The sequence below is a fragment of the Azospirillum oryzae genome, from assembly GCF_900177515.1.
Taxonomy (GTDB): domain Bacteria; phylum Pseudomonadota; class Alphaproteobacteria; order Azospirillales; family Azospirillaceae; genus Azospirillum; species Azospirillum oryzae_A.
This window is the reverse complement of sequence record NZ_FXAK01000002.1, coordinates 824,724-846,906: the sequence shown is the minus strand read 5'-3', so window position 1 is coordinate 846,906 and position 22,183 is coordinate 824,724. Positions and strand designations below refer to the sequence as shown.

The window sequence follows — 22,183 nt, the reverse complement described above, 5'->3', positions numbered from 1 at the left end:
TACAGTGACCGCCAAGCGAACGACCGCCGGACAAGACCTCATCCGGACGGTCCAACAGCAACCCGTCACGGGAGGGAACCGACATGCGCGACCTGCATCCGTGTGCAGCGCCGGCCCGAACACTGGCTCAAAAGCCGGCAGGGCTCGCACCATGACCATGCAGACCCCATCCTTGCGACCGGCCGCCGGAGAGGACGCCGGGGCCGTTCCCGGCAGCGCAACCCCACAAAAGGCAGGCGGGCTGCGCGCGGTGGCGCAGCGGCATCTGTCGAAGCTGGTGGTCGCCCCGTCCTTCGCGGCGATCCTGCTGTTCGTCTACGGCTTCATCGCCTGGACGGTCTATATCAGCTTCACCAATTCGAAGATGCTGCCGTCCTACGATCTGGTCGGGGCCGAAGCCTTTTCGAAGCTGTGGCGGATCGAGCGCTGGTATGTCGCCATCGAGAATCTGCTGATCTTCGGCGGGCTGTTCATCGGCATCAGCCTGGTCATCGGCATCCTGCTGGCGGTGCTGCTCGACCAGCGCATCCGCGGCGAAGGGGCGTTGCGCACGATCTATCTCTACCCGATGGCGCTCAGCTTCATCGTCACCGGCACAGCCTGGAAATGGATCCTGAATCCGGGCATCGGCATCCAGCAATTCGTGCGCGACCTGGGATTCCCCGCCTTCACCTTCGACTGGATCGTCCAGCAGGACACCGCCGTCTACACGCTGGTGATCGCCGCGGTCTGGCAAAGCTCCGGCTTCGTCATGGCGCTGTTCCTGGCGGCGCTGCGCGGCGTCGATCAGGAGATCATCAAGGCGGCCTATCTGGACGGCGCCAGCCTGCCGCGCATCTATTGGGGCATCGTCCTGCCGTCGATCCGGCCGGTGTTCATGAGCGCCTTCGTCATCCTCGCCCACCTCGCGGTCAAGAGCTACGACCTCGTGGTGGCGCTGACCGGCGGCGGTCCCGGCTATGCGTCCGACCTGCCGGCGACCTTCATGTACGAGATGACCTTCCGCCGCAACCAGATCGCCATCGGATCGGCCAGCGCGCTGATGATGCTGGCGACCGTGGTGGCGATCATCGTGCCCTACCTCTATTCCGAACTGAAGGGAGGCAAGCGTGTCTAGCCTGACCTCCGCCCTGCCGCCGGCGCAGGGCACCGGCGCCCGCATCGCCCGCTGGGGCCTGTACCTGATCCTCCTGCTGTTCGCGGCCTATTACCTGCTGCCGCTGCTGCTGATGATCACCACTTCGTTCAAGAGCCCGGAGGAGATCCGCACCGGATCGCTGCTGTCGCTGCCGCGCGACTTTAGCCTGGACGCCTGGAGCTATGCCTGGAACCGCGCCTGCATCGGCGCCGATTGCCGCGGCATGGCGCCCTATTTCCTCAACTCCATCGTCATCGTCGTGCCGGCGGTGGTCATCTCCACCATCTTCGGGGCGCTGAACGGCTATGCCCTGACCAAGTGGCGGTTCCGCGGCGCCAACATCGTCTTCGGCATGATCCTGTTCGGCAGCTTCCTGCCGTCTCAGGTGATCCTGCTGCCGATGGCGCAGACGCTGGGCGCGCTCGGGCTGGCCGGCAGCGCCGGCGGACTGATCCTGGTCCATGTGGTGTACGGCCTTGCCTTCACCACGCTGTTCTTCCGCAATTATTACGTCAGCATCCCCGACGATCTGGTGAAGGCCGCGACCATCGACGGCGCCGGCTTCTTCCAGATCTTCACCAAGATCATGCTGCCGCTGTCGCTGCCGATCCTGGTGGTGACGATCATCTGGCAGTTCACCCAGATCTGGAACGACTTCCTGTACGGGGCGTCCTTCGCGGCGGGCGGCGCCCAGCCGGTGACGGTCGCGCTGAACAACCTCGTCAACACCACCACCGGCGTGAAGCAGTACAACGTCGACATGGCGGCGGCGATGATCGCCGGCCTGCCCACCCTCGTCGTCTATGTGCTTGCCGGGAAATACTTCATCCGCGGTCTGACCGCCGGCTCCGTCAAGGGGTGATCTTCCGATGGCGACTCTCAGCATCAACAATGTCCGCAAGCAGTATGGCAGCGTCGAGGTCCTGAAGGGCATCGACCTGGACCTGACGGACGGCGAATTCCTTGTCCTGCTCGGGCCCTCCGGCTGCGGGAAATCCACCCTGCTCAACATGATCGCCGGGCTGGAGACGATCAGCGCCGGCGAGATCCGCATCGACCAGCGCGTGGTCAACGAGGTCCATCCCAAGGACCGCGACATCGCCATGGTGTTCCAGTCCTACGCGCTCTATCCCAACATGACGGTGGCGCGGAACATCGGCTTCTCGCTGGAGATGCGCGGCCAGTCGAAGACGGAGCGCGACGGCGCCATCCGCCGCGTCGCCCGGCTGTTGCAGATCGAGCATCTGCTGGACCGCAAGCCGGCGCAGCTGTCGGGCGGCCAGCGCCAGCGCGTCGCCATGGGCCGCGCCCTGGTCCGCGACCCCAAGGTGTTCCTGTTCGACGAGCCGCTGTCCAACCTGGACGCCAAGCTGCGCGTCGACATGCGCACCGAGATCAAGAAGCTGCACCAGCGGCTCGGCACCACCGTGGTCTATGTCACCCACGACCAGATCGAGGCGATGACGCTGGCCAGCCGCATCGCCATCATGAAGGAGGGCGTCGTCCAGCAGTTCGCCCCGCCGCAGGAGGTCTACGAGCGGCCGGCCAACATGTATGTGGCGAGCTTCATCGGCTCCCCCACCATGAACTTCGTGCGCGGCACCCTGTCGGCCGAGGGCGACCGGCTGGGCGTCAGCGTCGGGCGCGAGCGCAGCGGCTTCCTGCCACTGTTCCAGGCGCCGGAGCAGGCCGGCCACTGGCTGGGTCAGGAGGTGATCCTGGGCATCCGTCCCGAGGCCATCACCTGCTACGACCCGGCGATCGCCGCCGGCAACCCGGCGCTGGTGAAGGTCGCCTGCGGCGTCAACGTGCTGGAGCCGACCGGCGCCGACACCATCACCTATGTCGAGCTGAACGGCCACGAGGTGGTCGCCCGCATCAAGCCGAGCGACCGGGTGGCGGAGGGCGAGACCGCCGACTTCATGATCGACATGGCCCGCGCCAACCTGTTCGACCCGAAGACCGAACAGCGGATTTGAACGGCTGATAGCCCTCTCCCGTCCCGGGAGAGGGTTTTTCTCACCACCCAGCGTGATTTCCAGCGCCGCTGACGGTTAACAGGCCGGCCCAATCCGTCCGGATGGCGGAGGGCAGGCCGCGGGCTGCCGTCGGCCAGAACCCGTTCCGAATTGGGGAATGCGCTGATGAACTTCACGATCAATGGACAAAGCGTCGAGGTCGAGGCGGATATCCGCAGTTCGCTGCTCGACCTCCTCCGCAACAGCCTGGGATTCACCGGGACCAAGAAGGGCTGCGACCAGGGCGCCTGCGGCGCCTGCACCGTGCTGGTCGACGGCGAACGCATCAATTCCTGTCTGGCGCTGGCGGTCCAATATCAGGGCCGCAGCATCACCACCGTCGAAGGGCTGGGCAGCGACGGCAACCTGCATCCGCTGCAGCAGGCCTTCGTCGACCATGACGGCTTCCAGTGCGGATACTGCACGCCCGGACAGCTCTGTTCAGCCATCGGCATGGCGCGCGAGATCGAGCGCAACATCCCGAGCGTCGTCACCGCCGACTTTATGGCGGTCAGCGTCACCGTCGACGAGCGGGAACTGCGCGAACGCATGAGCGGCAATCTCTGCCGCTGCGGCGCCTACAACGGCATCATCGAGGCCATCTCCGAAACGCTGGAAAAAATGCCGGCCTCAACGCAGGAGAGGGCGCGGGCATGAACCCCTTCACCTATGAACGGGCGTCCGACACGTCCGCCGCCATCGAACTGGCAAAGGGCAACGCCGCGGCGCGCTATCTCGGCGGCGGCACCAATCTGGTCGATCTGATGCGCGAGACGGTCGAACGGCCGGAGATGTTGGTCGATGTCACCGGCCTGCCGCGCGGGATCGAGCCGCGCGCCGACGGTGGATTGCTGATCGGGGCGGCGGCGACCAACACCGCGCTGGCCGCCGATGGCCATGTGCGCGCCCACTATCCGCTCCTCGCCCGCGCGATCCTTGCCGGGGCCAGCGCCCAGATCCGCAACATGGCGACGGTCGGCGGCAACATCCTGCAGCGGACGCGCTGCCGCTACTTCTACGACACTGCTGCGGCCTGCAACAAACGGCAGCCGGGGGCCGGCTGCGACGCCCGCGACGGCTTCAACCGCTATCACGCCATCCTCGGCGCGTCGCCGGCCTGCGTCGCCACCCATCCGTCCGACATGTGCGTGGCGCTCGCCGCACTCGACGCCACGGTGCATCTGGACGGCCCCGCGGGACCGCGCAGCATCGCGCTTTCCGACCTGCACCGCCTGCCCGGCGACCGGCCGGACATCGAGACCGAGTTGAAAGCGGGTGAACTGATCACCGCAGTCGAGCTCCCGCCCCTGCTCTTCGCCCGCCGCTCCACCTACCGCAAGGTGCGCGACCGCGCGAGCTACGCCTTCGCGCTGGTCTCAGTCGCCGCCGCCCTCGATATCGACGACAGCGGCGTGGTGCGCGACGTAAGGCTGGCGCTCGGCGGCGTCGCCCACAAGCCGTGGCGGGCCTCGGCGGCCGAAGCCGCGCTGAAGGGACGGCCGGCCGGCCCGGAGAGCTTCCGCGCCGCCGCGGAGGCGGAACTCGCCGCCGCGACCGGTCTTCGCGACAACGCCTTCAAGATCGAGCTGGCGAAACGGACGATCGTCGCCGTCCTCGGCGAGCTGACGGGAGACGACGCATGAGCATGCAATCCGACTCCGCAAACACATCCGCAAACACTCTGCCCGGCCGCTGGCAGCCGGCGGTCACCCAGGATCCGATGCTCCACAAGCATGGGGCGCTGGGCCAGCCGGTCTCGCGCATCGACGGGCCGTTGAAGGTTCAGGGGAAGGCTCAGTTCGCCGCCGAGTTTCCCTATGAAGGGCTCTGCTACGCCGCACTCGCCTTCAGCACCGTCGCGCGCGGGCGGATCACGGCGCTCGACACCGCGGCGGCCGAGGCGGCCCCCGGCGTCGTGCTGGTCATGACCCACCGCAACGCGCCGCGGATGAAGGCGCCGTCGCTGATGATGTCGTCGCCGACCGCCGCCGGGGCGAGCGACCTGCCGGTCATGCAGGATGACGAGATCCACTGGAACGGCCAGCCCATCGCCGTCGTCCTCGCCGAGACGCTGGAACAGGCCGACCATGCCGCCTCGCTGGTGAGGGCCGACTACGCGCCATTGCCGGCCGTCACGTCCTTCGACGAGGCGAAGAAGACGCCGCGCCAGTTGGACAACATCTTGGGGCAGCCGCCGGTCGTGGAGATCGGCGATGCCGAAGCCGCCCTGAAAGCCGCCGCGGTACAGGTGGACCAGATCTACCGGACGCCGCGCCACAACCACAATGCCATCGAACTGCATGCGGCGACCGTCGCCTGGACCGGCGACGAGCTGCGGGTGCATGACGCCAACCAACTTCTCGATCTGACGGCGGGACAGCTGGCCGACATCTTCGGCCTGGAGCCCGACAAGGTCCGCGTCTCCTCCCCCTTCGTCGGCGGCGGCTTCGGCGGCAAATGCCTGTGGGACCACCAGATCCTCGCCTGCGCCGCCGCGAAGCTCGCCGGCAGGCCGGTGCGCATCATGCTGTCGCGCGAAGGCGTGTTCCGGATCGTCGGCGGCCGGACGCTGACGGAACAGCGGGTGGCGCTGGGCGCCGGCACCGACGGCCGGCTGGATGCGCTGATCCACACCGGCATCGTGGCGATGACCACCCACAACTCCTGTCCGGAGCAGTTCACCTTTCCCGCCCGTCACCTCTATGCCGCCAAGTCCATCCGGCTGGCCCAGGAGGTGGCCGACATGGACATGCTGGCGAACACCTTCATGCGGGCGCCCGGCGAATCCGTCGGCACCTTCGCGCTGGAATGCGCCATCGACGAACTGGCGGAAAAGCTCAGCCTCGACCCCATCGAGCTGCGTCGGCGCATCGAGCCGGAAACGGACCCGACCAGCGGCAAGCCCTTCTCCTCCCGCCACCTGATCGACGCCTATGACAAGGGCGCGGCGAGGTTCGGCTGGGACCGCCGCAACCCGAAACCGCGCCAGCGGCGGGACGGCGAGTGGCTGATCGGCATGGGCTGCGCGACAGCCACATACCCCTATCACCGCTTCCCCGGCGGTGCGGCGCGGATCAGGCTGACGGCCGGCGGGCAGGTCACCGTCTCGACGGCTGTGCACGACATGGGCATGGGCACGGCGACGGCGCAGGCCCAGCACATCGCCGCCCGGCTCGGCGTTCCGATCGGCAACGTCACCTTCGAGTATGGCGACACAACCCTGCCGCGCGGGGTGATCGCCGGCGGCTCGACGCAGACGGCCTCGATCGGTGGCGCCGTCATCGCCGCGGCGGAGGTCTTCGTCGAGGAGTTGCTGAAGCTCGCCGGCAACGATTCGCCGCTGGCCGGCCTGTCGCTCGCCGAGGTCGAAACGCGGGACGGCGGCATCGGCCACCGCGAGGATGCCTCGCGCTTCGAAAGCTACGAGTCGATCCTGCGCCGGTCGGGACGGGACGAACTGGTCTGCGAGGCCGAAGCCCCGCCGCCGGCGGAGATGGAGGCCTTCTCCATGCACTCCTACGGCGCGCAGTTCTGCGAGGTCCGGGTCAGCGAGATCACCGGGGAGGTCCGTGTCTCCCGCTTCCTCGGCTCCTTCGACGCCGGCCGCATCCTGAACGCCAAGACGGCGACGAGCCAGTTCAAGGGCGGCATCATCATGGGGATCGGGCTGGCGCTGACCGAGGAAGCCAACTTCGATCCGCGCAGCGGCCGCATCGTCAACGCCTCGCTGGCCGACTATCACGTGCCGGTGCAGATGGACGTTCCCGCCATCGAGATTCTCTACACCGACATCCCCGACCCGCAGGCGCCGATGGGTGCCCGCGGCATCGGCGAGATCGGCATCACCGGCGTCGGCGCCGCCGTCGCCAACGCCGTCTACAACGCCACCGGCAAGCGCATCCGCGACCTGCCGATCACGCTCGACAAGCTGATGTGATGCTTCGCAGCGTGCGATCTGTGAATTGAATTCACAGGTGATATGGCGGGAAAGGCGGTTTGCAGACCGCCCTTCCCGCCATATGTCTGCATGCAACCGAATTGACGCGCCACGGCGCTGGTTAGGAGAGAAAGCAGGATGCAGACCGTGAAAGCGAATGGCGCCGAAATCCCCGCGCTGGGATTTGGCGTGTTCCGCATGTCGGACGAGGAGGTCGAGCGGGTGGTTCCGGCGGCGCTCGAAGCCGGCTTCCGCCATTTCGACACCGCACAGATCTACCGCAACGAGGCGGCGCTGGGCCGCGCCCTGCAAGCCGCGGGCGCGCGGCGCGACGAGCTGTTCCTGACCACCAAGGTCTGGGTCGACAAGTACAGCCCCGACCTGTTCGCCGCGTCGGTCGACGAAAGCCTGGAGAAGCTGAAGGTCGACCGGGTCGACCTGCTGCTGCTGCATTGGCCGGCCGATCAGGTCGCCATCGCCGACCAGATCGAGATGCTGAACGCGGTGCAGGCGGCCGGCAAGACCCGCTTCATCGGCGTCAGCAACCAGAACATCGCCCAGCTGCGGGAATCGGTGAAGCGCAGCAAGGCCCCCATCGTCACCAATCAGATCGAGGTGCACCCCTATCTCGACCAGAGCGCGATGGCTGCGGCGGCCAGGGAACTGGGCGTGGCGATCACCGCCTATTACGCCATGGCCGACGGCAAGGTGCCGCGCGACCCGGAGTTGCAGCGGATCGGCGCCAAGTACGGCAAGACCGCGGCCCAGGTGACGCTGCGCTGGCTGATCCAACTGGGGCACATCGTGCTGTCCAAGACCGCCAAGCCGGAACGGGTGCCGGAGAATTTCGCGGTGTTCGACTTCACGCTGGACGACGGCGACATGGCCGCCATTGCAAAGCTGGCGCGGCCGGATGGGCGGATCGTCAGCCCGGCGGGGTTGGCGCCGGTTTGGGACAAGTGAGCGAACGCTTACTCGGCGCTTAATCCCCCCTCTCCCCCGGGGGAGAGGGGGGTTTCCCCCTGATCGCCCTATCCTCACAACATCCGCGGCAACGTCACGCGCACGCGCAACCCGCCGCTGGCGCGGTTGCTCAGCTCGATCCGTCCCTGGTGCGCCTCGACGATCGACTTCACGATGGACAGGCCCAGCCCGCTGCCGCCGGTCTTGCGGTTGCGGGAGCCTTCCAGCCGGACGAAGGGCTTGAAGACGTTGGCGATCTCCGCCTCCGGGATGCCCGGCCCGTCGTCGCAGACGTCGACCACGATCTCGGCGGCGTCGGCGTCGACGGAGACGGTGGCGCGCTCGCCGTATTTGATGGCGTTGTCGATCAGGTTGGCGAAGGCGCGGCGCAGGCTGGACGGGCGGCCGGCAAGGCGGAGCTGGCGCGGCTGGTCGAAGCGGTCGTTGCGCTCCACCCCGCCGCCGAAAATGGTGCGGACGGCGGCGAACTGCAGCGGCGGTGGCTCGTGGTAGGTTACCGGGGCGCCGGTGTCGGCATAGTCGTCGCACAGGCTCTGCAGAAGGCTGGCGAAGGCGACCACCTCCACCTCTTCGCGCAGCACGTCGTCGCCGAGGAACTCCAGCGTCGCGCTGACCATCGCCGCCATCTCGTCGATGTCCGCCATCATCTTGGCACGCAGGGCGTCGTCATCGACATATTCGGCGCGCAGCCGCAGCCGCGTCGCCGGGGTGCGCAGGTCGTGGCTGATCGCCGCCAGCAGATGGGTACGCCCCTCCATCAGGTCGCGCAGCGCGTTGCGCGCCTGATTGAAAGCGCGGGCGAGCGAAGCGACCTCCTCCGGCCCGTCCTCCGGCAGCGGGCGGGGATGCAAGCGGTCGTGCGGACGGGTCGCCTGCTCCGCCAGAGCCTCCAGCGGGCGGACCAGCCGGCCGGGCAGCCAGAGCAGAACCGCCAGCGCCAGACCGAAGGCGGCCAGCCCGGCCAGCACGATCTCGAACGGCGTGCTGCGCGGCCGCCAGAAGCGTGGGCTGGCGAACTCCAGCCAGCCGCCGCCGGCAAGCTGGACATAGACACGGGCGTCGCGCAGTTGGGCCGCCGTGTCCTCCGCCACCAGGGACAGCGATTCGGCGAGCGTCTGGGCATGGGCGGAGCGGAGCGGCAGCAGGGCGCGCGCGGCGGCGACGAACACGGGGCGCGGCGCGTCGACGACGCCGTCGAGCACCCAGCCGGACGGCACGGTGGGGGTGCCGGGCGCCTGCCAGGACACCGACAGGTCGGGCAGGCCGTGCAGCGCCAGCGCCGGCCCGGCGGCGACGCCGTCCAGCACCGCGCGGTCGGCCGCCTCCACCGCCGCGGCCATCGCCGGCCCCAGCCGATGAGCGGTCAGCAGCTCCCGCGCGCGGTCGTCGACCAGCCGCATGCCGACCAGCGCCCCGCCATGGGTCAGCGCCAGCAGCGCGACCATCGCCAACAGGATACGGTGGCGCAGCCGGGCGGCGCGCAGTCGGGTCGGCAACAGACGCTCAAGCGCCACGGCCGCTTCCGGAGTTGGTCCCGGAGCTGACGGATTCGCCCTGGTCCACCACCGTCGCGGTGAACTGGTAGCCGATGCCGCGCACCGTCTTGATCAGCACCGAGCCGCCCGGCCCTTCCTCCAGCTTGCGGCGCAGGCGGCTGATCTGGATGTCGATGCTGCGGTCGAAGGGAATCGAGGTGTCGCCGCGGTGCTTCTCCAGCAGTTCGGTGCGCTCCACCACCTGCGGCGCGCGTTCCAGCAGCGTGCCGAGCAGGGCGTATTCGCCCTGGCTGAGATGCACCACCACCCGGTCCGGCGTGCGCAGCTCCCGCCGCCCCTGGTCGAGCGACCAGCCGGCGAAGCCCAGCACGCGCGGCCGTTCGCGCACCGGCTCCGGCCCGCCGCAGCGGCGCAGGATTGCGCGGATGCGGGCCAGCAGTTCGCGGGCGCTGAAGGGCTTCACCAGATAGTCGTCGGCGCCGACCTCCAGCCCGACGATGCGGTCGACCTCGCTGCCCATGGCGGTCAGCATGATGACCGGGGTTTCCGACTTGGCACGTAGCGAGCGGCACAGGCTGGTCCCGTCCTCCCCCGGCAGCATGACGTCGAGGACGATGAGATCGACCGGCCATTGCGCCAGCACCCGCGCCATCTCGCGCCCATCGCCGGCGGTGGAGACGCGGAAACCGCTCTTCACCAGGAAATCATGCAGCATGTCCCGAATCTCGGGATCGTCGTCCACGACCAGCAGATGGCGCGCGCGCTCCATGGTTTCCCTTCCCTATTCCATATGGATGTTTCTTCTTGGTTGGCGCCGAGTGTAGCCTCCCCGGCCGGTCCGGGTACAGTGCGCCGCCAGGGCCGGTTTGTAACGGTTGCGTAACAGCGCCGCCGCCGTGAAAAGGCGTTGTTACCAAATAATCCGGGCGTCGAATTGCGTGCAGGATAGAGTTCCTCCAGCGGCCGGACGGCCTGCGGCCAGGGCCAACAGCAAGACCGAACGAAGAAGGGAACAGGGGGAAATGTCCAAGATGCCGTCTCTCAGCACATCCATCCTCGGCATGACCGCGGTCGCGACCGTGATGGCCGGCGCCCTGCTGGCCGCGCCGGCCCGGGCCGAGCCGAAGGTGGAGGTGCTGCATTACTGGACCTCCGGCGGCGAATCGAAGGCGGCGGGCGCGCTGCGCCAGGACTTCGAAGCGGCGGGCGGCAAGTGGATCGACGCGCCGGTGGCGGGCGGCGGCGGCGACGCGGCCAGCACCGTCCTGCGCTCCCGCGTGCTGGCCGGCGATCCGCCGAACGCGGTGCAGCTGAAGGGCCCGAACATCAAGGAATGGGCGGCGCAGGGCAAGCTGGCGACGCTGGACGATGTCGCCAAGGCGGAGAACTGGGACGCCATCCTGCCGCCGCAGATCCGCGACGTGGTGACCTACAAGGGCCATTACTACGCCGTTCCCGTGAACATCCACCGCGTCAACTGGATGTGGGTCAACCCGCAGGCGATGAAGAAGGCCGGCGTCGAGATCCCCAAGACCTGGGACGAGTTCAACGCCGCCGCCGAGAAGCTGAAGGCTGCCGGCATCATCCCGCTCGCCCATGGCGGCCAGCCCTGGCAGGAAGGCGCGCTGTTCGAGGATGTGGTGCTGGGCCTCGGCGGTGCCGATTTCTACCGCAAGGCTCTGGTGGAGCTGGACGAGAAGGCGCTGACCAGCGACACGATGGTCAAGGTGTTCGACCAGATGCGCAAGCTGCGCGGCTATGTCGACGACGGCTTCCCCGGCCGTGAATGGAACCTCGCCGCCGGGCTGCTGATGAACGGACAGGCCGCCATGCAGATCATGGGCGACTGGGAAAAGGGCGAGCTGACCGCCGCCGGCAAGGTGCCGGGCAAGGATTTCGTCTGCGCCCATGTGCCGGGCAAGTCCGGCTACATCGTCAATTCCGACAGCTTCGTCATGTTCAGCTCGGCCGACCCCGACCGCGCGGCGGGTCAGAAGCTGCTGGCCAAGCTGATCCTGGGCAAAAAGTTCCAGGAGACCTTCAACCTGCTGAAGGGCTCGATCCCCGCCCGCCAAGACATGGCGCGCGACAGTTTCGACGAATGCGCCGTGAAGTCGATGGACGATCTGAAGGCCGCCATCGACAGCAACAGCGCGGTGCCCTCCATGGCCCACGAAATGGCGGTGCCCGGTGCCGTGCGCGGCGCCTTCCTGGATGTCGTCACCGCCCACTTCAACTCCACCATGACCTCGCAGGAGGCGGTGAAACGTCTGGCCGAGGCGGTCGATCTGGCGAAGTAAGTCTCCTTTTCTCTGTGGTGTCGTCTCTCCTTCTCTGGTGTTGCGCGTGACCTTGAAGCCCCCCTTCCACCATGGGAGAGGGGCTTTCTTCTTTTGCCCCGCGCATTGCGCGAGCACCGCGGTTCCGGCGGCGAAACAGGATGAGGCCGGGCAGCCGGACGTTCGCCGCGGCAACCCGGCAGCCGTTGCAGCTGTCTCCGATGGGACCTGAATGGGTCCGATAGACCGGACATTTGCCGCCGACTTGCGGTCCGCTTACCCTGTTCGCGCGGAAGCGAAAGAAACCGGCGCGCACGCAAGGCAAATGATCGCCGCCCGACCGGAAATCCCGGCATTAGCGCCGGAGCAATCTCTCTAGAATCTCTTTAGAAATTTATCGGTTCCACCGACTTCCGCTAACGTGTTTACCGGCCTTGCCGTCGGGAACATCATTGGTGGGCGAAATGCGGATGCCGATTCAAAGACAAATGCCGCCTGCGGACGCCCAATCAGCTGGTGGATTGGGCAACGGATCGATCAGGATCCTCGACCGCCTTGGACTGACGACAACCCTGTGCCTGTTGTCCTTTTCGGTGTTGAGCTACTTCCTCGCCGCATCGAACACCCATTATGGAGAGGTCGGCCTGCCCAATCAGGCGGCGTTCTTCGACCGCCTGGCGGACTCCATCGCCGACTTTCCCATCCCGCTGGCCCACGCATTGACCGCCGGCACCGTCTTCACCCATGACGGCCTGTATTTCCTGGCCTATTGCCTGCCGCTCGCCCTGCCGGTCGCCTTGGCCGCATGGCTGTTCCGCTGGCTGTCGGACGCCGACGGGCCGGTTCCCAAGGCGGTGACGGACCGGCTTTTCCGGTGGCCGGTCGTCTTCACCGCCGTCAGCCTCCCCGCCTTTCCGGTGATGACGCAGGACATCTGGTTTTCCGCGCTGTGGGGCGAGCAGATCGTCCGGGGCCAAAATCCCTACTATGTGCCCTTCACGCCGGAACAGGCCGCCGCCTTTCCGTTCGACGAGGTGCCGGCGATGATGACCTACGGCCCGCTGTGGGCGGTGGTCTCGGCCGGCGTCATGGCGCTCAGCGGCGGGAATGTCTGGGTGACCGCGCTTCTGTTCAAGCTGCTGCTGGCGGGCGCCTGGATCGGCGGGCTCGCCATCATCCGGCAGATCGGCCGGACCCGTGACGAGGCGACCGCCGCCGCCGGGCTCGTCGCCTTCGGATGGCTGCCCATCGGCCATATCTATTCAGCCGGCGAGGCGCACAACGACATGGCGATGGTCGTCCTGATGCTGCTGTGGCTGATGCGCCTGTCCACCGGCGACCGCGCCGGCCCGCTGGCGCTGGCGGCCTCGGCCGCCTGCAAATACACCAGCGCCGCCCTGGTTTCCGTCGATCTGCTCTACAGGCTCGGCAAAACCAGGAAACAGGATCTCAAGGGCAGGCTCACCGCCTATCTCCTGCGCGGGATCCCGGCCGCCGCCTTCTTCCTGGCCGTCCTGTTCCTGTTCTTCCGCTCGCCCGCCTTCTTCGACGCCGTCCGCGGCATGTCCGGGTGGCAGTGGCTGCAGCCGGTGGACGTCGTCCGGGTGGCGGAGCGGTTGCTGGGCATCGATATGGCCCCCCTGCGCTGGCTGGTGCGCGGCGCCTTCGCCGGCTTCGCCCTGTGGTCTCTCGCAGCGCTGTACCGCCGGCCGACCGTGGAGAAGGCCTGGAAGGCCGCCGCGGCGGTGATGGCGGCGGTGGTGTTCGGACTGTCGACCCACCTGTGGCCCTGGTTCCTGCTGTGGCCGCTGGCGTTGGCGGCACTGTCGCCCTCCTGGTGGTTCTCGCGCTGGATCTTCGGCGTCGCGGCGCTGGCCCCCTTCGCGGTCGTGCCCTTCTGGCGCTACGAAGACGGATTCGATCCCTTCTACACCAAGACGCTGACCGCCCTGCCGCTCTATGCCGGGGCGACCCTCTTCATGGTCTGGATGCTCGGCCGGAGGGAGAGGGCGGCGGTCGCCGCATGGATGTCGTCACTGCCGGGACGGCTGCGCATCGCCCGGGCCCACCGGTCATGAGGGGCCAGTCGTGACGGAGTATCAGATGCCAGCCAGCCCGATCGAAACCCTCGCCGCGACAGGCCGGAGCACGGCTCCGCCCTTGCCTGGGAGTGCCCCTATGCTGATGCCGACCCCGCAGCCGGCCCGGGACAGAAGCCTGGACGTCATCCGCGTCACCGCCCTCGTCTTCATGGTGGCGGCCCATTGGGGGCGCTCGATCCCGGACACCTACCATCTGGTCAACATCCTGCAGTTCGTTTTCGAACTGGCGCCGGTGATGTTCTTCTTCGCCTTCGGAATGACGCTCGATCACTTCCTGAGAAAGCCGCTTGGCAAGAGGATCGAAGGCCATCTGAAGCTGTTCATCCTAGCGGCCATCCACGGCCTGTACCAGGAGAAGAATCCGTTCACCAGCGACTTCTTCATGTTTCTGTTCGCCGCCCGGCTTCTGTTCGATATCCACGCCAGTGCCGGCGCCGCCAACCGGGTGTTCATCGCCCTGTTCCTTCTGGCGCTGTGCGGCGCCTGGATCGTCCTTCCGCTGCCCTACGTCTACAACCTGTTCGCGTCGCCCCTTCCGGGCTGGTTCCCGGTCTTTCCCTGGATCGTCTTCGTCGCCGCCGGACGGTTGTTCGCCCATCACCGGCACTCCTCCCGCACCGCCGCCGTCGCCCTGCTGGGGCTGTCGGTGGCGCTGTTCGACATCCTGATCCTCGGGCACACGCTGTCGAAATGGCCGCTGTCGCCCGACTATGCCCTGCTGTTCGGCAGCGGGACCGCGTTGGCATTCTTCGTTCTCGACCGCATCCGCTGGCCGGCCTTCCTGTCCTGGCGGACCGTGGATCTGCTGTCCGGCAATCTGCTGCTGGCGACCGCGCTGCATTACATCGCCGTCGCCGCGGTGAAATCGGCGCATGGCGCGCTGTCTCCGGTCCTTGCCGGATCGGTACCCGCCCTCTATCTGCCGGCGGCGATCACCCTGGAATATGTCCTGCTGGCCGGGATCGCCTTCCTCATCCTGATCGCGCTGGTCCGCGCGACGCTGGCGGTGGGAGCATGGCTGGAGGGGCGCGGCATCCTCGGCATCGCCGACGCCCTGCTGCCGACGATCGCGGTGACCGGCATCGTTCTCTATGCCGCCATGCTGCACCTCAACAACGACCTGCGCGACGCCGGGTTGCCCTTCCTCGCCGCCGTCGCCTTCCTGATCGTCTACAAGCGAGGCATAGGAGGGCGGGCGTAGGAGGATCCCGGCGCCGCGACGGTGGTCAGTTCGGCGTGATCGCCACCTTCAGCACGCCGTCGCGCTGGTGGCCGAACAGCTCATAGGCCTCCTCGATCCGGTCGAGCGTGAAGCGGTGGGTGACCAGCGGCTTCAGGTCGACGCGGCCGGAGGCGACGACGCCCATCAGCCGGCGCATCCGCTCCTTGCCGCCGGGGCAGAGCGAGGTGACGATGGTGTGGTCGCCCAGCCCGGCGGCGAACGGCCCCAGCGGCAGGCGCAGGTCGCCGGAATAGACGCCCAGGCTGGACAGCGTGCCGCCCGGCCGCAGGACGCGCAGCGCCGCCTCGAAGGTCGCCTGGGTGCCCAGCGCCTCGATCGCGACGTCGACGCCGCGGCCGTCGGTGAGGCGCATGATCTCCTCCACCGGATCGACACTGCGGAAATCCACCACATGGTCGGCGCCCATGCGCCGCGCCATCTCCAGCCGCGCCGGCACGGTGTCGACGCCGATGATGGTGGTGGCGCCCTTCAGCTTGGCCCCGGCGGTGGCGCACAGGCCGATGGGACCCTGCGCGAACACCGCCACCGTGTCGCCGATGCGGATGTTGCCGCGCTCTGCCCCGGCGAAGCCGGTGGACATGATGTCGGGACACATCAGCACCTCCTCGTCCGTCAACCCGTCGGGGACGGGGGCGAGGTTGGTCATCGCGTCGGGCACCAGCAGGTATTCGGCCTGGGAGCCGTCGATGCTGTTGCCGAACCGCCAGCCGCCCAGCGGCTTCCAGCCATGCCTGGTGCCGGCGCCGTCCTGGGAATGGCAGCCGCACAGGCAGGCGTTGCTGTGGCCGCTGGGGGTGATGGCCCCGGCGATCACCCGCTGCCCCTCCCGGTAGCCGGTGACGGCGGAACCCAGCTTCTCGATGATGCCGACCGGCTCGTGGCCGATGGTCAGGCCGCGATTGACCGGATATTCGCCCTTCAGGATGTGGATGTCGGTGCCGCAGATCGTCGTCGTGGTGATGCGGATCAGGGCGTCGAGCGGTCCGACATCTGGAATCGGCTTGTCGTCCAGCACGATGCGGCCCGGTTCGACGAACACCGCCGCTTTCATCATGACCATGGCGTCCTCCCCTTGATGGTGGCCGCCGGTCGAGGGGCTGCGTCGCGCAAACATCGCAAACGGCCCGCGGCCGGCGCTGTGCTTCACGCCGCCCAGTCTGGCACGGCGGGGAAGGGACCCGCGTTGATGCAGATTAATTGGTGGGAGCTTTGGTGTCGGGCCCCGCGCCGTCACGGCGCCCCAACCCTTCGGAGAGCAGCGAGACGACCAGGGTGTTCAGGCTGACGCCCTCCCGTCCGGCCCGTTCAGTGAGCCGCCGATGCAGCGATTTCGGCACCCTCTGCTGCCACTTGCCGCTGAAGGCCCCGTCATCGGCGACCGACGGCGGCGGGATCTCCCGCCCGGCGGCGCGCATCGCCTCGATCCAGCCGTGCATGGCGTCGGCACCGTTGGCAAGCGCCTCTTCAATGGAGTCGCCGTCGGACATGCAGCCGGGAAGGTCCGGAAACTCGATCAGGTATCCGCCGCCATCCTCTTCGCTGAGGGGGCGGATGGTGAAAGGATAGTCGAGTTTCATCGGTCATTCTCCTGTGCTTCACGCCACTCCATCGCCTGCCGTTCCCGGACGGCTTCGATGAAGGCGAGGAAGGCTTTGACATAGACCGGCTTGATCGGTCGATGAGCGGGAACGGATGGCGCCTCGACAACACCGGCGTAGTCGAAAATGACGTGGCTGCCGGAGGGTTTGCGGATATTCACACCCTGTGCACGGGCGACAGCCTCAAGATCCTCGATCCGCCAATCCCGCGGATTGTTCCTCATGCGGGCGAGGATCTTTTCCATCTGAGTCATGCTCGTATAGTATCACCGGCGGTACCGACGGGCAAGCTGCCGACGGACTCGCCCTTCCATCTTGACGCCTGCTCGCGCCCGACTAAATTTTGCCCGCGCCGGGGTGCCTCACCCCACAGGATCCCGGCGAGCCCGAAGACCGTGTCCTGCATGTTGCTCTGCGGAGGATGTGTGCGATGCCGACGACAAGACTCTTGCGCGCCCCACCCCATCCGGTCCGGCCGGATTCGGCGCCAGCCTGAGAAAACTTCAAGAAAAACTGAGCAAGCACCTCGACCCGTGCCGGCACTTGCGGCAACGGGCACTTGTCGCTGGCCGAACATAACAAGAAAAAATCTCGAATTTCTTCTTCAAAAATCCCCTTGACGATAAAAAAAGCCTGAGTAAATTTTCCAACCGCAAGCACGGCCCATTCGGGCGTGCTTGGAAACTCAAGACATTCGCTTAAGCTCAAGGAGTGTCACGCCATGAATTTCAAACCGCTTCACGACCGCGTTCTGGTCCGCCGCGTCGAATCCGACACCAAGACGAAGGGCGGCATCATCATCCCCGACACCGCCAAGGAAAAGCCGCAGGAGGGCGAGGTCATCGCCGTCGGTGCGGGCGCGCGGGACGAGGCCGGCAAGCTGATCGCCCTCGACGTGAAGCCCGGCGACCGCGTGCTGTTCGGCAAATGGTCCGGCACCGAGGTGAAGATCGACGGCGAGGATCTCCTGATCATGAAGGAGAGCGACATCCTCGGCGTGATCGAGGCTGCCGCCGAACCCGCCAAGAAGGCCGCGTGATCAGGGGAGGAACAGGACCATGGCTGCGAAGGACGTGAAGTTCGGCTCCACCGCCCGCGACAAGATGCTGCGCGGCGTCGACATCCTGGCCGACGCCGTGAAGGTCACGCTGGGGCCGAAGGGCCGCAACGTGGTGATCGAAAAGTCGTTCGGCGCCCCGCGCATCACCAAGGACGGCGTGTCGGTCGCCAAGGAAATCGAGCTGGCCGACAAGTTCGAGAACATGGGCGCGCAGATGCTGCGCGAGGTGGCGTCGAAGACCGCCGATCTGGCCGGCGACGGCACCACCACCGCCACCGTGCTGGCCCAGGCCATCGTGCGCGAGGGCGCCAAGTCGGTCGCCGCCGGCATCAACCCGATGGACCTGAAGCGCGGCATCGACATGGCGGTCGACGCCGTGGTGACCGAGCTGAAGGCCCGCTCCAAGAAGGTGACCACCAACGAGGAGATCGCCCAGGTCGGCACCATCTCGGCCAACGGCGACCGCGAGATCGGCGACATGCTGGCCCGCGCGATGGAGAAGGTCGGCAACGAGGGCGTCATCACGGTCGAGGAAGCCAAGAGCCTGGAGACCGAACTGGATGTCGTCGAGGGCATGCAGTTCGACCGCGGCTACACCTCGCCCTACTTCGTCACCAACGCCGACAAGATGCAGGTGGAGCTGGACGATCCCTACATCCTGATCCACGACAAGAAGCTGTCCGGCATCCAGGCCATCATCCCGGTTCTGGAGAAGGTGGTGCAGTCGGGCAAGCCGCTGCTGATCATCGCAGAGGAGGTGGAAGGCGAGGCGCTGGCGACCCTGGTGGTCAACCGCCTGCGCGGCGGCCTGAAGGTCGCGGCGGTGAAGGCCCCCGGCTTCGGCGACCGCCGCAAGGCCATGCTGGAGGACATCGCCATCCTCACCGGCGGCCAGGTGGTCAGCGAGGAGCTGGGCATCAAGCTGGACGGCGTCACCATCGACATGCTGGGCCGCGCCGGCAAGGTGGTCATCACCAAGGACAACACCACCATCGTCAACGGCGTCGGGTCGAAGGACGACATCAAGGCCCGCTGCGGCCAGATCCGCCAGCAGATCGAGGAGACGACCTCCGACTACGACCGCGAGAAGCTGCAGGAGCGGCTGGCCAAGCTGGCCGGCGGCGTGGCGGTGATCCGCGTCGGCGGCGCCACCGAGGTCGAGGTGAAGGAGCGCAAGGACCGCGTCGACGACGCCATGCACGCCACCCGCGCGGCGGTGGAGGAAGGCATCCTGCCGGGCGGCGGCGTGGCGCTGGCCCGCGCGGTCGCGGTGCTGGAGTCCGTCAAGCCGGCCAACGACGACCAGCGCGTCGGCGTGGAGATCGTGCGCCGGGCGCTGACCGCCCCGGTGCGCCAGATCGCCACCAACGCCGGCGTCGACGGCTCGATCATCGTCGGCAAGCTGAACGACAGCAACGACTACGCCGTCGGCTATGACGCGGCCAAGGGCGAGTGGTGCGATCTGGTGAAGGCCGGCATCATCGACCCGGCCAAGGTGGTGCGCACCGCGCTGCAGGACGCCGCCTCCGTCGCCGGCCTGCTGATCACCACCGAGGCGATGGTCGCCCAACTGCCGGAGAAGAAGCCCGCGGTGCCTGCCCCCGGCGCCGACATGGACTTCTAAGCCGGACGGCTTCGCCCGGACGTTCTCTTGACGGGGTCGCGCCACTCGTGGCGCGGCCCCTCTTTTCATGTCGCGGCGAGCCTGTCGTCCGGTGATGCCTCCCTGCAGCAGGGAAAGCGCAGGGTGGCCTTCAGTCCATGCTCCGGCTGCGGCTCGATGTCGAGGCTGCCGCGCAGCTGCAGGGCGAGCTGCCGCATGATCCGGCCGCCCAGTCCGGTGCCCTGCGGCCGGTCGCTCAGGATGCCCACGCCGTTGTCGCAGACGCGCAGCACGCAGTGCGTGTCCTCCTTGCGGAAGGTCAGGTCGATGCGGCCGGAGCGGCCGTCGGGGAAAGCGTATTTCAGCGCGTTGGTGATCAGTTCGTTGGCGATGGTGCCGACCGCCACGGCGACACCCATGTCGAGGTCGACGTCGTCCACCTCGGCGCCGACCGCCACCGGCCGAACCCCGACGACGCCAAGCTGGATGTCCTCCACCAGGCTTTCCAGGAAGTCCTTGGAGCTGACGATGTTGACGCCCTCAACCCGGCGCAGGCGGACATAGACGCGGGACAGCACGCCGATCCGCTCGATGGTGCCGCTGACGATGTCCTGCCCGTTCCCCGACCGGTGGGCGGCAAGCGTCAGCTGGGCGCAGATCTGTTGCAGGTCGTTGCGGATCCGGTGGTGGATCTCGTGCAGCATCAGGTCCTTTTCCGCATTGGCGGCGGACAGCTGGTCCCAGGACAGGCGCAACTGTTCGTTCGCCCGCCGCAGGGCATTGGCGCCGCCGGCGATGCCGAAGCCAAGGGCCATGTAGATGAGGAAGGCCAGCCGGTCGCCGGGATCGGCGATCCACAGCACCCCCTCCGGCTTCATGAAGAACCAGGCGGAGCACAGCCCCGAGAGGGCCACGGCCAGATAGCCCGCCCCGCGGTCGAACAGCAGAGAGATGACGAAGATGGTCGGGATGAAGACCAGGAACGGGTATTTGAACAGCAGCGGGTCGAGCGCATAGCGCACCAGCGCGGTCAGCCCGACCAGCAGCAACGTGATCCCGTATTGCGCCCAGGCCGCTTGCGGCAAGCTGGAACTCAGCCGACGTAAGAAATTTTCCATCCTCCGTACTTTGCTCCCAGCAACCCAACCTGCGACGCGACGGAGGGATAACAGCCGGAATGCGGATTCGGATGACCCGGGTATGCGCACAATGATGTGACGAAATTCGTCTGTGCGCTCAACCGCGGCCCTCAGCCGCGACCCGGGCGGGCACCATGCCAGGGAGGCAGCGCCCCGGTACGGCCAGCGGCGGCCAGCAGCGCCTCGGCGGCACGGCCGATGCCCAGCACGTCTTCGTCGGCGAAGCGGCGGCCGACGATCTGCAGCCCGACCGGCAGCCCATCCGCCGCCGGCCCGACCGGAAGCGACAGCGCCGGGCATTGCGGGAGCAGGTTGAACGGACAGGTCATGTCCAACCCGCGATAACGCCCGTCATCGGCCGTCGCCATGAAGTCGTCGTCACCGGCGTCGGCCGGGGGCGCCGTCACCGCGCAGGTCGGGCAGAGCAGCGCGTCGTAGCGGTCGAACAGCCGGGCCATGTCGCGCCACATGGCGGTGCGCAGCAGCTCCACCCGCTTGACCTCGGTGGCGCCCAGGGCGAAACCGCGCTCCATCAGCGCCACGATGGCCGGGTCCATGCGCTGTCTCCGCGTCTCCAGCCGGTCGCCGAAATAGGCGCTCATGAACACGCACCACAGGTCGAACCACTGGTCGTTCACCGCCCGGGTCCAGGAGATCGGCACCTCGTCCACCACCGCCCCGGCCCGGCGCAGCAGGTCCACCGCCGCACGGATCGCCGCCTCCACGCCCGGCTGCACCTCGTAATAGCCGAGGTCGATGGACAGGGCCAAGCGCCGCCCCTCCAGCAGCCCCGCCCGCGCCCGGCCGCCGGAGAAGGTCAACGGCAGCGACTGGATGTCCTCGTCGCTCGGTCCCGACGCCGCCTCCATGAAGGCGATGGCGTCCTCCACCGTCCGCGCCAATGGCCCGAAATGGGAAATGCCGTCGAACACGCTGGGCAGGATCGTCATGGGAATGCGCCCCAGGCTGGGCTTCAGCCCGACCGTGCCGCACAGGGCCGCCGGGATGCGCACCGATCCGCCCATGTCGGTCCCCTCGGCGAAGGGCACCACCCCGGCGGCCACCGCCGCCGCCGATCCGCCCGACGAGCCGCCGGACGTGCGCGCCGGGTCCCACGGGTTGCGCGTCACGCCCCAGCGCGGGCTGTAGGTGAAGCTGGAATGGGCGAATTCCGGCGTGGTGGTCTTGCTGATCAGGATGGCGCCGGCGTCGGTCAGCCGGCGGATGCACAGTGCGCTCTCCTCCGGCCGCAAATCCTCCGTCCAGGAGCCGAGCGTGGTCAGGTCCCCGGCGGTCGGCGTCATGTCCTTGGCGGCGAAGGGCACGCCGTGCAGCGGGCCGACCGCCTCCCCCCGCTCGACCGCGCGGTCGGCCGCCAATGCGGCGGCCATCGCCTGCTCCTCCCGCAGCAGGGTGAAGGGGTTGAGCGGTTCGGAGACGGCGCGGGCACGGGCGATGGCCTCCCCCACCACCGTCTCGGCACGGAAGCGGCCGGCGCGGATGCCCGCGGCCATCGCGGTTGCCGGCAGGTCGAGCGGGTGAAGTTCGGTCGGCGTCGGAGAGGTCATGGACTTACCCTGTGCAAA

19 protein-coding genes are annotated in these 22,183 nt (G+C 67.7%); 12 read left to right on the top strand and 7 right to left on the bottom strand.

The window, feature by feature from the left end:
• The first annotated feature begins 151 nt into the window (after window positions 1-151).
• The 7 genes from B9N97_RS06840 (at window position 152) to B9N97_RS06810 (ending at window position 8,056) form a co-directional block, all read left to right on the top strand.
• Window positions 152-1,117, top strand: coding sequence for a carbohydrate ABC transporter permease (locus B9N97_RS06840; RefSeq protein ID WP_244560583.1), 966 nt, complete (start codon window positions 152-154; stop codon window positions 1,115-1,117).
• The gene (locus B9N97_RS06835) at window positions 1,110-2,000 is read left to right on the top strand and encodes a carbohydrate ABC transporter permease (RefSeq protein ID WP_085084588.1); all 891 of its coding nucleotides are present in this window, start codon (window positions 1,110-1,112) and stop codon (window positions 1,998-2,000) included. The genes B9N97_RS06840 and B9N97_RS06835 overlap by 8 nt, the downstream gene beginning before the upstream one ends.
• Window positions 2,001-2,007: 7 nt before the next feature.
• A complete protein-coding gene (locus B9N97_RS06830; RefSeq protein ID WP_085084586.1) occupies window positions 2,008-3,117 on the top strand; it encodes an ABC transporter ATP-binding protein in 1,110 nt (369 codons plus the stop codon).
• A gap of 165 nt (window positions 3,118-3,282) precedes the next feature.
• Window positions 3,283-3,813, top strand: a complete 531-nt coding sequence (locus B9N97_RS06825) for a 2Fe-2S iron-sulfur cluster-binding protein (protein ID WP_085084584.1) — start codon at window positions 3,283-3,285, stop codon at window positions 3,811-3,813.
• Window positions 3,810-4,799 carry an FAD binding domain-containing protein gene (locus tag B9N97_RS06820; RefSeq protein WP_085084582.1) on the top strand — a complete coding sequence of 330 codons (990 nt, stop codon included), beginning with the start codon at window positions 3,810-3,812 and terminating at the stop codon, window positions 4,797-4,799. The genes B9N97_RS06825 and B9N97_RS06820 overlap by 4 nt, the downstream gene beginning before the upstream one ends.
• Complete coding sequence (locus tag B9N97_RS06815; RefSeq protein ID WP_244560582.1) at window positions 4,796-7,093, top strand: xanthine dehydrogenase family protein molybdopterin-binding subunit; 2,298 nt, start codon at window positions 4,796-4,798, stop codon at window positions 7,091-7,093. Before B9N97_RS06820 ends, B9N97_RS06815 begins: the two co-directional genes overlap by 4 nt.
• A 138-nt stretch (window positions 7,094-7,231) precedes the next feature.
• Window positions 7,232-8,056 (top strand): aldo/keto reductase, encoded by an 825-nt coding sequence (locus tag B9N97_RS06810; protein WP_085084580.1) that lies wholly within the window; start codon window positions 7,232-7,234, stop codon window positions 8,054-8,056.
• 74 nt (window positions 8,057-8,130) lie between these two features.
• On the opposite strand, the gene B9N97_RS06805 is transcribed toward B9N97_RS06810, so the two are convergent.
• Together B9N97_RS06805 and B9N97_RS06800 are read right to left on the bottom strand one after the other, a co-directional pair.
• Window positions 8,131-9,591 (bottom strand): ATP-binding protein, encoded by a 1,461-nt coding sequence (locus tag B9N97_RS06805; RefSeq protein ID WP_085084578.1) that lies wholly within the window; start codon window positions 9,589-9,591, stop codon window positions 8,131-8,133.
• Window positions 9,581-10,342, bottom strand: coding sequence for a response regulator (locus tag B9N97_RS06800; RefSeq protein ID WP_085084576.1), 762 nt, complete (start codon window positions 10,340-10,342; stop codon window positions 9,581-9,583). The genes B9N97_RS06805 and B9N97_RS06800 overlap by 11 nt, the downstream gene beginning before the upstream one ends.
• A 262-nt stretch (window positions 10,343-10,604) precedes the next feature.
• On the opposite strand from B9N97_RS06800, the gene B9N97_RS06795 reads away from it, so the two are divergent.
• From B9N97_RS06795 to B9N97_RS06785, 3 genes are all read left to right on the top strand, one after another.
• A complete protein-coding gene (locus B9N97_RS06795; RefSeq protein WP_244560581.1) occupies window positions 10,605-11,873 on the top strand; it encodes an ABC transporter substrate-binding protein in 1,269 nt (422 codons plus the stop codon).
• A 467-nt stretch (window positions 11,874-12,340) separates the two neighbouring features.
• Entirely contained in the window at window positions 12,341-13,930 is a 1,590-nt protein-coding gene (locus B9N97_RS35920; protein WP_208621163.1) for a hypothetical protein, read from the top strand.
• 100 nt (window positions 13,931-14,030) lie between these two features.
• Window positions 14,031-15,155, top strand: coding sequence for a hypothetical protein (locus tag B9N97_RS06785; protein WP_208621162.1), 1,125 nt, complete (start codon window positions 14,031-14,033; stop codon window positions 15,153-15,155).
• Window positions 15,156-15,180: 25 nt separating this feature from the next.
• Here the strand turns inward: B9N97_RS06785 and B9N97_RS06780 are convergent, their stop codons facing one another.
• The 3 genes from B9N97_RS06780 to B9N97_RS06770 all read right to left on the bottom strand — a co-directional run bounded on the left by B9N97_RS06780 (window position 15,181) and on the right by B9N97_RS06770 (window position 17,040).
• Complete coding sequence (locus B9N97_RS06780) at window positions 15,181-16,257, bottom strand: NAD(P)-dependent alcohol dehydrogenase (RefSeq protein ID WP_085084574.1); 1,077 nt, start codon at window positions 16,255-16,257, stop codon at window positions 15,181-15,183.
• A 133-nt stretch (window positions 16,258-16,390) separates the two neighbouring features.
• Window positions 16,391-16,774 carry a type II toxin-antitoxin system HicB family antitoxin gene (locus B9N97_RS06775; protein ID WP_085084572.1) on the bottom strand — a complete coding sequence of 128 codons (384 nt, stop codon included), beginning with the start codon at window positions 16,772-16,774 and terminating at the stop codon, window positions 16,391-16,393.
• Window positions 16,771-17,040: a hypothetical protein gene (locus B9N97_RS06770; RefSeq protein ID WP_208621161.1), complete on the bottom strand. Its 270-nt coding sequence runs from the start codon at window positions 17,038-17,040 to the stop codon at window positions 16,771-16,773. Before B9N97_RS06770 ends, B9N97_RS06775 begins: the two co-directional genes overlap by 4 nt.
• A gap of 476 nt (window positions 17,041-17,516) precedes the next feature.
• Between B9N97_RS06770 and groES the strand changes: the two genes are divergently transcribed.
• Window positions 17,517-17,834, top strand: a complete 318-nt coding sequence (gene groES / locus B9N97_RS06765) for a co-chaperone GroES (protein WP_085084568.1) — start codon at window positions 17,517-17,519, stop codon at window positions 17,832-17,834.
• A gap of 19 nt (window positions 17,835-17,853) precedes the next feature.
• Entirely contained in the window at window positions 17,854-19,479 is a 1,626-nt protein-coding gene (gene groL, locus B9N97_RS06760) for a chaperonin GroEL (protein ID WP_085084566.1), read from the top strand.
• A 65-nt stretch (window positions 19,480-19,544) separates the two neighbouring features.
• Here groL and B9N97_RS06755 read toward each other — a convergent pair whose 3' ends face one another.
• A complete protein-coding gene (locus B9N97_RS06755; RefSeq protein WP_167393203.1) occupies window positions 19,545-20,543 on the bottom strand; it encodes a sensor histidine kinase in 999 nt (332 codons plus the stop codon).
• Between the two features lie 164 nt (window positions 20,544-20,707).
• The gene (locus B9N97_RS06750; protein ID WP_085084562.1) at window positions 20,708-22,165 is read right to left on the bottom strand and encodes an amidase; all 1,458 of its coding nucleotides are present in this window, start codon (window positions 22,163-22,165) and stop codon (window positions 20,708-20,710) included.
• Between the last annotated feature and the right edge of the window lie 18 nt (window positions 22,166-22,183).